The 12,207-nt window shown below is 65.0% G+C and carries 6 protein-coding genes; 2 read left to right on the forward strand and 4 right to left on the reverse strand.

Features of this window, described 5'->3' with window-relative positions; all coding sequences use genetic code 11:
* Positions 1-32: 32 nt before the first annotated feature.
* From xdhC to AB5S05_RS11580, 4 genes are all read right to left on the reverse strand, one after another.
* Positions 33-869 carry a xanthine dehydrogenase accessory protein XdhC gene (gene xdhC / locus AB5S05_RS11565; protein WP_369287676.1) on the reverse strand — a complete coding sequence of 279 codons (837 nt, stop codon included), beginning with the start codon at positions 867-869 and terminating at the stop codon, positions 33-35.
* Between the two features lie 221 nt (positions 870-1,090).
* On the reverse strand, positions 1,091-3,490 hold the full coding sequence (gene xdhB / locus AB5S05_RS11570) for a xanthine dehydrogenase molybdopterin binding subunit (protein WP_369287677.1): 2,400 nt from the start codon (positions 3,488-3,490) through the stop codon (positions 1,091-1,093).
* Positions 3,483-4,922 carry a xanthine dehydrogenase small subunit gene (gene xdhA, locus AB5S05_RS11575; protein ID WP_369287678.1) on the reverse strand — a complete coding sequence of 480 codons (1,440 nt, stop codon included), beginning with the start codon at positions 4,920-4,922 and terminating at the stop codon, positions 3,483-3,485. Before xdhA ends, xdhB begins: the two co-directional genes overlap by 8 nt.
* A gap of 501 nt (positions 4,923-5,423) precedes the next feature.
* Positions 5,424-7,409: a S8 family peptidase gene (locus tag AB5S05_RS11580; RefSeq protein WP_369287679.1), complete on the reverse strand. Its 1,986-nt coding sequence runs from the start codon at positions 7,407-7,409 to the stop codon at positions 5,424-5,426.
* A gap of 580 nt (positions 7,410-7,989) precedes the next feature.
* On the opposite strand from AB5S05_RS11580, the gene AB5S05_RS11585 reads away from it, so the two are divergent.
* Together AB5S05_RS11585 and smc are read left to right on the forward strand one after the other, a co-directional pair.
* On the forward strand, positions 7,990-8,649 hold the full coding sequence (locus AB5S05_RS11585) for a GntR family transcriptional regulator (protein WP_369287680.1): 660 nt from the start codon (positions 7,990-7,992) through the stop codon (positions 8,647-8,649).
* Between the two features lie 12 nt (positions 8,650-8,661).
* Positions 8,662-12,165, forward strand: a complete 3,504-nt coding sequence (gene smc / locus AB5S05_RS11590) for a chromosome segregation protein SMC (RefSeq protein WP_369287681.1) — start codon at positions 8,662-8,664, stop codon at positions 12,163-12,165.
* Positions 12,166-12,207: the final 42 nt, after the last annotated feature.

A 12,207-nucleotide genomic window follows, 5' to 3' on the forward strand; every position in this document is an offset into this window, starting at 1 on the left:
GCGCTGCGCCGCAGCGGCGCGCCGGCATGGCCTCAGGCCTGGTTGCGGCGCGAGGCCGGCAGCAGCTTGGCGATGCTCGGCTGGCCCTTTTTCAGGTCCTGGCCGAAGGCGGCGTTGTAAGTGGCGATCACCTCGCCGGCGATGGAAATGGCGATCTCCGCCGGCAGCTTGCCTTTGACCTCGGCCAGGCCCATGGGGCAACGCATGCGCTGCATGACTTCGGGGGCGAAGCCGCGATCGCGCAGACGGTGCTCAAACTTGACCCGCTTGGTCTGCGAGCCGATCAGGCCGTAGTAGGCGAAGTCGTTGCGCTTGAGAATGGCCGCGGTCAGTTCCAGGTCGAGCTGGTGATTGTGGGTCATGACGATGTAGTAGCTGCCCGCGGGCATGCTGTCGACCTCGTCGACCACCTCGTCGCTGACCACTTTCTCCACTCCGGCAAGGATCTGCGCGGGGAACTCGTTCTCCCGCGAATCGATCCAGCGCACCTTGCATGGCAGGCTGGCGAGCAGGGGCACCAGGGCGCGGCCGACATGACCGGCGCCGAACACGGCGATCTGCGCCTGCGGCTGGCCCATCGGCTCGAACAGCAGGACGGTGGCGCCGCCACAACACTGGCCCAGGCTGGCACCCAGGCTGAAACGCTCCAGGCGGGTGTCCTGGCTACGATTTGCGAGCATCTCGCGGGCCAGTTCCATCGCCTTGTATTCCAGGTGACCGCCGCCGATGGTCTCGAAGATACGCTCGGCGGTAACCACCATCTTCGAGCCGGCATTGCGCGGCGTCGAGCCGCGCTCTTCGATGATGGTCACCAGCACGCAAGGCTGGCCTTGCTGCTGCAGGTCGGCGAGGGCACTGATCCAGCTCATTTACTCAGCCTCCAGGACGGCGAGGTTTGCCCCGGGCGGGGCAGACGCCAGTTGCTCGGCGACGGCTCCAGCAGCGGAACCGGTGCTGGCTGTGCCGGTCGGGTTTTCGCTTCGGTGTGCTTTGTCATTGTTTTACACCCGTTTGGTCGTTCATCCTCGGTCCGGTGGAAAACGCTTGGCGGTTTTCCCGGGGTGGCCATCCACCGGACCGAGGGTTCGCGTTACGCCGTTTCAACCTCGGCCGCGCAGGCGGCCTTGGCTGGCAACTGCAGTTTCTTCATCTGCTCCACGCCCCAGAGCACGCGCTCTGGGGTAGCCGGCGCGTCGATCGCCGGCTGCACCCGGTAGTCGCCCAGGCTGGCTACCGCATCCTTGATCGCGCACCACACGGCGATGCCGAGCATGAACGGCGGCTCGCCCACTGCCTTGGAATGGAACACCGTGTCTTCCGGGTTCTTGCGGTTCTCCACCAGCTTGACCCGCAGGTCCAGTGGCATGTCGGCGATCGCCGGAATCTTGTAGCTGGCCGGGCCGTTGGTCATCAGCTTGCCCTTGGCGTTCCACACCAGCTCTTCCATGGTCAGCCAGCCCATGCCCTGGACGAAGGCACCTTCCACCTGGCCGATGTCGATGGCCGGGTTCAGCGAGGCGCCAACATCATGCAGGATGTCGGTGCGCAGCATCTTGTACTCGCCGGTCAGGGTGTCGACGATGACCTCGGCGCAGGCCGCGCCATAGGCGAAGTAGTAGAACGGCCGGCCGGCGGCCTTGTCACGGTCGTAGTAGATCTTCGGCGTGCGGTAGAAGCCGGTGGACGAGAGCGAGACCTGGGCGAAGTAGGCCTTCTGGATCAGCTCCTCGAACGACAGGAACTGTTCGCGCACCCGCACCTGGCCGTTGCGGAACTCGACGTCTTCCGGGGTGACCTTGTACTCGCGCACGAGGAAGTCGACCAGGCGCTGCTTGATGGTCTCGGCGGCGTTCTGCGCGGCCTTGCCGTTGAGGTCGGCGCCGGAGGACGCGGCGGTCGGCGAGGTGTTGGGCACCTTGTCGGTGTTGGTCGCGGTGATCTGGATGCGTGAGATATCCACCTGGAACACTTCGGCGACGACCTGGGCGACCTTGGTGTTGAGGCCTTGGCCCATCTCGGTGCCACCATGGTTAAGGTGGATGCTGCCGTCGGTGTAGACGTGGATCAGCGCGCCGGCCTGATTGAGGAAGGTGGCGGTGAAGCTGATGCCGAACTTGACCGGGGTCAGCGCCAGGCCCTTCTTCAGCACCGGGCTTTTTTGGTTGAACTCGATGATTTCACGGCGGCGCTTGGCGTACTCGCTGCTGGCTTCCAGTTCGGCGGTCATCTCGGCGAGCATGTTGTGCTCGACGGTCTGGTGGTAGTGGGTGACGTTGCGCTCGTCCTTGCCGTAGTAGTTGAGCTTGCGCACGGCCAGTGGGTCCTTGCCCAGGCTGCGCGCGACCGCATCCATGACTTCCTCGATGGCGACCATGCCCTGGGGGCCGCCGAAGCCGCGGTAGGCGGTATTCGAGGCGGTATTGGTCTTGCAGCGGTGGCCGTTGATGGTGGCATTGCCGAGAAAGTAGGCGTTGTCCGAGTGGAACATGGCGCGGTCGACGATCGAGCCGGACAGGTCCGGCGAATAGCCGCAGTTGCCCGCCAGTTCGAGCTGGATGCCGTGCAGCAGACCGTCGTCGTTGAAGCCGACGTCGTACTCGACATAGAAGGGGTGGCGCTTGCCGGTGATGCTCATGTCCTCCATGCGCGGCAGACGCATCTTGGTCGGCCGGCCGGTGAGGTGGGCGATCACCGCACAGAGGCAGGCCGGGCCCGCGGCCTGGGTTTCTTTGCCGCCGAAGCCACCCCCCATGCGGCGCATGTCGATGACGATCTTGTGCATCGGCACGCCTAGTACCTCGGCGACCAGTTTCTGCACTTCGGTGGCGTTTTGCGTCGAGGTGTAGACGATCATGCCGCCATCCTCGGTGGGCATCACCGAGGAGATCTGGGTCTCCAGATAGAAGTGCTCCTGACCGCCGATATGCAGCTTGCCCTGCAGGCGGCGCGGCGCGCCGGCCAGCGCTGCCGCGGAGTCGCCGATGCGGTGCTGGTGGCTGTCGAGCACGAAGTGCTGCTTGCGCAGCGCCTGTTCGACGTCGAGCACCGGCTCGAGGTCTTCGTATTCGATGACCGCAGCCATGGCCGCCTTGCGCGCGGTCTCCAGGCTGTCGGCGCCGACCGCGACTACCACCTGGCCGACGTATTCGACCTTGCCGTCCGCCAGCAAGGGGTCGCCGGCGACCACCGGACCGATGTCCAGCTGGCCGGGTACGTCCTGGCTGGTGATGGCGATGGCTACGCCGGGAATCTCGTAGCAGGGCGAGGTGTCGATGCTGACGATACGGGCGTGGGCGCGGTCGCTCAGGCGTGCATAGACGTGCAGCTGGTTGGGGAACTCCAGGCGATCGTCGACGTACACGGCCTCGCCGGACACGTGCTTCTCGGCGCTCTCGTGCTTGACGCTGCGGCCGACGCCGGTGGTGATGTCGGCGCGGAACAGTTCGGCCAGCTCGGCCTGGGTCTTCGGGGTCTGGTGATGGTTAGACATAGGCGGTCACCCGGGTTTCGACTTCGGGAGCTTGCAGCTCGAGGAAGAATTTACGCAGCAGGTTCTGCGCGGTGAGCAGGCGGTATTCCTTGCTGGCACGGAAGTCGCTGAGTGGCGTGAAGTCCTCGGCCAGGGCGGCGCAGGCACGCTCGACGGTCTCGGCGCTGCAGGCTGCGCCCGCCAGGGCGGCCTCGCAGGCGGCGGCACGCTTGGGAATGGCGGCCATACCGCCGAAGGCGATGCGCACTTCGCACACCACACCGTCTTCGATCTGCAGGTTGAAGGCGGCGCAGACGGCGGAAATGTCGTCGTCGAGGCGCTTGGACACCTTGTAGGCCCGGAACGCCTGGTTGTTCCGGGCCCGCGGGACGATGATCTTCTCGATGAATTCGCCTTCCTGACGGGCGGTGACCTTGTAGTCGAGGAAGTAGTCGTCCAGGGCCAGGGTACGTGTGCTGCTGCCCTGGCGCAGGACGATCTGCGCACCCAGGGCGATCAGCAGCGGCGGGGCGTCGCCGATGGGCGAGGCGTTGCCGATATTGCCGCCCAGGGTTCCCTGGTTGCGGATCTGCAGGGAGGCGAAGCGGTGCAGCAACTCGCCGAAATCCGGGTATTCCCTGGCTAGTGCTTGGTAGCAGTCGGTCAGGGCGGTGGCGGCGCCGATCTCGATGCTGTCCTCGCTGACCTCCACGCGCTTCATCGATTCGATATGGCCGACGTAGATCATCACCGGCAACTCGCGGTGGAACTGGGTGACCTCCAGGGCCAGGTCGGTGCCACCGGCGAGCAGGCGCGCCTCGGGGTTGGCGGCATAGATGTCGGCCAGGTCGGCGACGGTCAACGGCAGCAGGCAGCGCTTGTCACCGCTGTTCAGTTCGGCTGTTTCGCGCGGGGCGATGGCCTTGAGCTGGGCGACGGTCTCGGCTTCGAATGCGTCGAACTGGTCCGGCTGCTTCTGGCAGCAGGCCTGTTCGGCGGCATCGATGATCGGGCGGTAGCCGGTGCAGCGGCAGAGGTTACCGGCCAGCGCTTCGAGGGTCTCGGCCTTGTTGAAGCCATCCGCCTTCTTTTGTAGGGCGAATAGCGACATGACGAAACCGGGGGTGCAGAAGCCGCACTGCGAGCCGTGGCAGTCGACCATGGCCTGCTGCACGCTGTGCAGTTTGCCCTGGTGCTTGAGGTCCTCGACGGTGATCAGCTGCTTGCCATGCAAGGAGGCGACGAAGGTCAGGCAGGCATTGAGGGTGCGGTAGCGCACGCGCTCGCCGTCCAGTTCGCCGACCACCACGGTGCAGGCACCGCAGTCTCCAGAGGCGCAGCCTTCTTTGGTGCCGGGTTTGCCGAGGTGCTCACGCAGGTAATTGAGCACGGTGAGGTTTGGGTCGAGTTGCTGCTCGCTGCGCAGCTCCCGGTTGAGTAAAAACTGGATCAAGGACGACCTCCAGGCACTTTATTGTTCTTTACGAGCGGCTCGTAGGGGCGGCATCAGACGCGACGCCTGCTTGTGCGGCGTTCTGACGCGGCCGTTCATGGGGCAAATCTAGAGTTTTCTGACTTTTGGGTCAACAAATATTTGACTCTGCGGTCAGGAGGTTGTCATGCGTTTCGGTTATGAGCAGGTGGATATGCCTCTAGCCCTGTTTCCAGCATTCGATACACGCTTGTTGGTAGGCCGCGCGCAAGCTTTAGGCCTCCACTGTAGGCGGCGCTAGCCGCAACCAATTTGTTGGGACTCTTGTCCTGGATGCATGGAGGCGCTGTGAACTGGGCTGTCGCCGAGGCGGATTGGCGACTGATAGCCGCGCAAGGCTACCCCGTCCCGGCTGCAAGGCGCTGGAATCGATCGGGCCCAGCGGCCGGGCCCTGGAATGGGCCCGGCAGAGGTGCTGTCGCGGTGGGCGTCCGCATGACGAAGGGGCAGAGTGGGGGGCGATTACCTGTTCGGCTTGCCGCCGCCTTTGCCGCCGCCACCGCTGCCTTTGCCGCCACCCGAGCCTGCGTCGCTGACCACCATCACGCCGGACATGCCGCTCCAGGCTGACGCCTCCAGACCATTGCGCGCACGGACCCGATAGCTGTAGCGACCGCTGCCGACGTCGTCCTCATAGGCGCGGATCGCTGCGTCGCTGATCGCCACTATCGTTGTCGAGGTGATAGAGCCATTCTTCTTGTGCAGGGTATTGCGCTCCAGGTCGAAGCCGGTGAGGTTCTCGCCGTCGTGGTTCCACTCCACTCGTACCCACTGGTTGCCATCGCCCTGCGGGTCTATCACCTGAGAGCTGGCGAGTTGGGGCGCTGTGGGCGTCGTCGGAGGTTGCGGCGGTTCACCGCCCAGGGCCAGCGCGCCGGCGATATTCAGCCGGCCATGGCGAGTCCAGTTCTGCATGTTCTGGCCCTGGGCGCCAGTTTTGTCGGCGCCGTCCTCCAGGCGCTGGCGGACCACCTGGTTGCACGGCAGACCCGCCCATGTGCAGTTCGCCGGGGCCAGCGCCGCACCGGAGGCGCCACCGGCTTTCAGGCTTTGGTAGAGATCTGCCCAGACCAGCGCAGCGCCGCCGGCCACCAATGGTGTCGCCATCGAAGTACCGTCCCACCAGTCGACGCAGCTGTCGGTTCCGGGCGGATAGGCGCCTGCGCACTTGGCGTCCGGTAGAATGCCGATAATGGTTTCACCCGGCGCGGCCAGGGACACCCAGTCATCGAAGTTCTGGCTGTAGGTGGAGAAACTGGGGCGATAGTCATCGTCATCCGAGGCGGCGACCGCGATCACCGTCGAGTTGCCATTGGTATCGGTGCAGGCGGCCGGGTAGAAGCGCTGGGTATTGCCGTTGTTGCCGGCGCCGGCCACCAGTAACACGCCCTGGTCGACGGCAAACTGCACCGCATCGCATTCGGCATTGGACGGATCGGTGGGGGTGATATTGCCGCCTTCATCGATAAAGTCGCTGCCGTAGCTCATGGTGATCACGTGATACTGGCTGCGCACCAGGCTGCCGCCGGCCATGCGGTCGCTGGCTGCCTCCGTGATGGCGGCCGCCGAGGCCGACACCGGGCAGAGCCCAACCTCGAACAGGCTGATACCGTCGGTGACCCATTCCAGGTAGCAGACCTTGAAGATGCCGGCGCTGGTATTCCAGGCGACGCCGGCGATGCCCTCGCCATTATCGGTGTTGGCGACTATTTCCGAGGCGGTAAAGGTGCCATGGCCGAGGTTGTCGCAGGCAGGGGCCGACGGTGGGCAAGAATCACCAATTAGACTCTGGCCTTCCACATAATTGACCTGTTCCAGGCATTTGCCGTTGAGCTCGATGGCCGCACAATCGGCGCCGCTGTCCAGCACCGCCACCTTGGCCGTGTCGTATGCCACAGAACTGGTGGTAGCGGTGCCCAGGGTGATATCCCAGGCTTCGGGGGCATCGATATCCGCATCCAGGGTGCCGGTGGCGCTGCTGAAGATTGGGCCGAAGATGGTCTGCATAACAGTCGTGTGGGCTTGTGCGGTGTTGTGCAGATACCACTGCTCGGCGAAATAGTTGCCTCCGCCAGCCGGGGTAGGGCCGGGTTCCTCGCTCGGCACCACCAGCAGGCGGTAGTAGTCGGGCTCGGCGTAGAGCACGTTGGGGTTGGCCCGGTAGGCGGCGACTTGGGCCATCACCGAGCCGGCCGGGACGGTCACCACCTGCACGCCAATGCCGGGAATTTCCTTGGCGGGCATGGCCGAGGCGCTGCGATGGGCCTGGGTGACCAGCGCGGCCGCCGTGCCCGGTTTGAACTTGACCAGCACACGGTCCGGCGCATAGCGCTCAAGCGGGCGGGCCTGAGCGTGCGCCAGCTGGCCGGTGAGCGCGGGTTGGGCATTAAGCAGGGTGGGTAGCAAGAGTGCACAGAAAAAGACTGACAACACCGAAATCGGGCGCATGGCACATTTCTCCCCCGATGCACCGATGTGAAAGGGAGTGATGCACCGTAGCAGGACGCGAAAATGATGGATCTCCAAGGAAAGGGTAGAAGCTTTGAATGACAGGGCCAGATCGAATGTAACGAACGGTAGCCATCTGGGCGACCGGTCGTCCGGATTCTTTACGGCCCCTGAGCGACTGCAAGGAATCTGCAACATCCCCAACAAGGTGCCGCCGACTGCTCGGGAAAACGGGCGCCGAGCGCAGTGCCGGTGGACGCGGCGTGGGCTGATCAGGCTGCTGGCAGGCCAGCTGCCCTGAAGTGCCAGCCGCCTGATCGCCTCGCCGACGTTCCGCGCACTCATCGCTTGCCTGCGGCGGGATCTCGACCGGTCGTCAGCCTGTAGGCCGCAGGTTGGCGTGCGACCATCTGCCCAGCCGCGCTCTCTTGCGCCGAAACCCGGGGCAGGGTGACCTTGGCCGAGTAGCGCCCTGTGATACACTCGCGCCCTGCGCTTAGCCGTCCATCGCCGTGCCTGGCGGGGGCCGTGCAGCCACGCCGCTTGCCCTAAATAGGTCAGATAGAGCCTAAGGAATTCCATGACGTTCAAGGCACCGGATAGCCTCGCCGAGCAGATCGCTCGCCATCTTGCAGAGCGCATCATTCGTGGTGAACTGAAGCCGCGCGAGCGAATTCAGGAACAGAAGGTCACCCAGGCGCTCAATGTCAGCCGAGGTTCGGTGCGTGAGGCCCTGTTGATTCTCGAACGTCGTCACCTGATCGCGATTCTGCCGCGGCGCGGCGCCCAGGTCAGCGAATTGACTGCGCACAATGTAAGAAGCCTCTACGCCCTGATGATGGAACTGTACATCCTGCTCGCCCGGGCAGTGGCAGACGCGTGGCGCGACGAGGCGGACCTGGCGCCGTTCCTGGCCATTGAACAGCGCCTGATCGACAGTCTGCAGCGCGGGGATATCCACGCCTTTGTCGCGCACAGCTTCGATATCATGCGCGCGGCCTATCCGTTTGCCGACAATCCCTATCTGCAGGAAACCGTGGAGAACCTGCTGCCGGCAATTGGCCGTACCTACCACCTGGCGCTGGAGCGACGCACCGGCGAGATGGGCCAGTTCCTCGATACCTTCCGCCAGTTGCTGCAGGCCATCATCGACCGCGACCAGGTGCGCGCCCGCGAACTCCTGATCGGTTACGGCGAGCGCAACTGCCAGTTGGTGCTGGCCGCGCTGGCCGAGCGCTAGGGAAGGCTGAACATGCGCCTCAAGTGCATCAAACTGGCCGGTTTCAAGTCGTTCGTCGACCCGACTACAGTGACCTTTCCCAGCAATATGGCGGCGGTCGTTGGCCCCAATGGCTGCGGCAAGTCCAACATCATCGACGCGGTTCGCTGGGTGATGGGCGAGAGTTCGGCGAAGAATCTCCGTGGCGAATCGATGACCGACGTCATCTTCAACGGCTCCAACACGCGAAAGCCGGTGACCCAGGCCAGCATCGAGCTGGTCTTCGACAATTCCGATGCGACCCTGATCGGTGAATACGCCGGCTACAACGAGATATCCATTCGCCGGCGGGTGACCCGCGACAGCCAGAACACCTATTTCCTCAACGGCACCAAGTGCCGACGCCGCGACATCACCGACATCTTTCTCGGCACCGGCCTGGGCCCGCGCAGCTATTCGATCATCGAACAGGGGATGATCTCCAAGCTGATCGAGGCCAAGCCCGAGGATCTGCGCAACTTCATCGAGGAAGCCGCCGGCATCTCCAAGTACAAGGAGCGCCGGCGCGAGACCGAGAACCGCATTCGCCGCACCCATGAGAACCTGGCGCGCCTGACCGACCTGCGCGAGGAGCTCGAGCGCCAGCTCGAGCGCCTGCACCGCCAGGCCCAGGCCGCAGAGAAGTACCAGCAATACAAGGCCGAGGAGCGCCAGCTCAGGGCTCAGCTCACGGCCCTGCGCTGGCAGGCGCTGAACGAGCAGGTGGGCCAGCGTGAGGCGGTGATCGCCAATCAGGAGGTCGGCTTCGAGGCGCTGGTGGCCGAGCAGCGCAATGCCGACGCCAGCATCGAGCGGCTGCGCGATGGCCACCATGAATTAAGCGAGCGCTTCAATCTGGTGCAGGGGCGTTTCTATTCGGTCGGCGGCGATATCGCCCGGGTCGAACAGAGCATCCAGCACGGTCAACAGCGCCTGCGTCAGCTGCAGGACGACCTGCGCGAGGCCGAGCGTGCGCGCCAGGAAACCGAGTCCCACCTCGGCCATGACAGCACCCTGCTGGCCACCCTTGGCGAAGAGTTGGCGATGCTCGAGCCCGAGCAGGAGTTGACCGCCGCCGCTGCCGAGGAGGCTGCCGCCGCGCTGGAAGAGTCCGAAAGCGCCATGCACGGCTGGCAGGAGCAGTGGGATGCCTTCAACCAGCGCAGCGCCGAGCCGCGCCGCCAGGCCGAGGTCCAGCAGTCGCGCATCCAGCAGCTGGAGCAGAGCCTGGAGCGCCTGACGGAACGCCAGCGTCGCCTCGACGACGAACTGCAGCAGTTGGCTGCCGATCCCGAGGATGCCGCCATAGCCGAACTCGGCGAACAGATCGCCGCCGCAGAGCTGGAGCAGGATCAACTGCAGCGCGATGAGCAGCGTCAAGCCGAGCAACTGCAAATGCTGCGTGACGAGTTGCAGCAGGCCGGCCAAGCCCAGCAGCAGGCCCAGGGCGAGTTGCAGCGGCTGAACGGCCGACTGGCTTCGTTGGAGGCCCTGCAGCAGGCGGCGCTGGATCCGGGCAAAGGCGCCGGCGATTGGCTGCGCGACCAGCACCTGCTCGATTTGCCGCGTCTGGCCGAAGGCCTGCGGGTCGAGGCCGGCTGGGAGCTGGCGGTGGAAACCGTGCTGGGCGCCGATCTGCAGGCGGTGCTGCTGGACGAGGTCCTGCTGCAAGGGCTGTCCAGTTCGGCGCTGCAGGGCTTCAGTCAGGGCGAGCTACGCCTGGCCAGTCCGGCCAGGGGCGGCGAACGGGTCGCCGGCAGCCTGCTGGATAAGGTCGAAGCGAGCAGCGACCTGGCGCCCTGGCTGGGCAAGGTCAGGCCGGTCGAGACCCTGGACGATGCCCTGGCCGCCCGCGCAGCCTTGGCCGAGGGCGAAAGCCTGATCAGCCGCGACGGTTTCTGGGTCGCTCGGCATTTTTTGCGAGTGCGGCGCGCCAGCGAGGCCGAAAGCGGCGTGCTGGCCCGCGGCCAGGAACTGCAGCGGCTGGAGCTGGAGCGCGAGGAGCGCGAGGCGGCGTTGGCGTTGCTCGATGAGCGGCTGCTGGAACTGCGCGACAGCCAGCGCCAGCTGGAGGAGGGGCGTGAGCGGCAGCGCCGCGAGCTGCAGGATCGAGCGCGGGTGCTGGCCGAGCTGAAGGCGCAGTTGTCCGCCGGTCAGGCCAAGGTCGAGCAGCTGGCCCTGCGCCGCAATCGTCTTGGCAGCGAGCTGAGCGAGCAGGCCGAGCAGCGCGAGCTGGAGCAGGAGCAATTGGGCGAGGCGCGCTTGCAGCTGCAGGACGCGCTGGATGCGATGGCGGTCGACAACGAGCAGCGCGAAAGTCTGTTGGCAAGCCGCGATGCGTTGCGTGAGCGCCTCGACCGGATGCGCCAGGACGCCAGGGCGCACAAGGATCACGCCCACCAGTTGGCCGTGCGTCTGGGCTCGCTCAGGGCGCAGCACGACTCCACTCGCCAGGCCCTCGAGCGTCTGCAGCTGCAAGCCGAGCGGCTGCACGAGAAGCGCGAGCAGCTCAGTTTCAACCTTGAGGAGGGCGAGGCGCCGCTGGAGGAGCTGCGCCTGAAGCTGGAGGAGCTGCTCGAGCGGCGCATGGCCGTGGAGGACGAGCTCAAGCTGGCCCGCCTGGCCCTGGAGGACGCCGACCGCGAGCTGCGCGATGCGGAGAAGCGCCGTAGCCAGGCCGAGCAGCAAGCCCAGTTGTTGCGGGGGCAACTGGAGCAGCAGCGTATGGAGTGGCAGTCGCTGAGCGTCCGGCGCAAGGCCCTGCAGGAGCAGCTGCTGGAGGACAACTACGATCTGCACGGCGTGCTCGCCAGTCTGCCGGCCGAAGCCAGCGAACAGTCCTGGGAAGAGGAGCTGGAACGCCTGGCCGGTCGGATCCAGCGCCTGGGGCCGATCAACTTGGCGGCCATCGACGAATACCAGCAGCAGTCCGAGCGCAAGCGCTACCTGGACGCCCAGGATGCCGATCTGGTAGAGGCCCTGGACACCCTGGAGAACGTCATTCGCAAGATCGATAAGGAAACCCGCAACCGTTTCAAGGAAACCTTCGATCAGATCAACGGCGGGCTGCAGGCACTGTTTCCCAAGGTGTTCGGTGGCGGAAACGCCTATCTGGAACTCACCGGCGAGGACCTGCTCGATACCGGCGTTACCATCATGGCGCGGCCGCCGGGCAAGAAGAACAGCACAATCCACCTACTTTCGGGCGGCGAGAAGGCGTTGACTGCACTGGCCCTGGTGTTTGCCATCTTCCAGCTCAACCCGGCACCGTTCTGCATGCTCGATGAGGTGGACGCACCGCTGGATGATGCCAACGTCGGACGCTATGCGCGGCTGGTCAAGGAAATGTCGGAAAAAGTGCAATTCATCTATATCACCCACAACAAGATCGCCATGGAGATGGCCGATCAGTTGATGGGCGTGACCATGCATGAGCCGGGCTGCTCGCGTTTGGTCGCCGTGGATGTGGAGGAGGCCCTGGCCATGGTAGAGGCATGACGCGACTGGCGGTGTAAAGTTGCCTTTCGTCGTGCTAGCTTA

The sequence above is a fragment of the Pseudomonas zhanjiangensis genome, assembly GCF_041027545.1.
GTDB classification, from domain to species: domain Bacteria; phylum Pseudomonadota; class Gammaproteobacteria; order Pseudomonadales; family Pseudomonadaceae; genus Aquipseudomonas; species Aquipseudomonas zhanjiangensis.

Bases quoted from the DNA above. Each gene is read 5' to 3' on its own strand.
- xdhC (WP_369287676.1), bottom strand. From the start codon at position 869: ATGAGCTGGATCAGTGCCCTCGCCGACCTGCAGCAGCAAGGCCAGCCT.
- xdhB (WP_369287677.1), bottom strand. From the start codon at position 3,490: ATGTCTAACCATCACCAGACCCCGAAGACCCAGGCCGAGCTGGCCGAA.
- AB5S05_RS11580 (WP_369287679.1), bottom strand. From the start codon at position 7,409: ATGCGCCCGATTTCGGTGTTGTCAGTCTTTTTCTGTGCACTCTTGCTA.
- AB5S05_RS11585 (WP_369287680.1), top strand. From the start codon at position 7,990: ATGACGTTCAAGGCACCGGATAGCCTCGCCGAGCAGATCGCTCGCCAT.
- smc (WP_369287681.1), top strand. From the start codon at position 8,662: ATGCGCCTCAAGTGCATCAAACTGGCCGGTTTCAAGTCGTTCGTCGAC.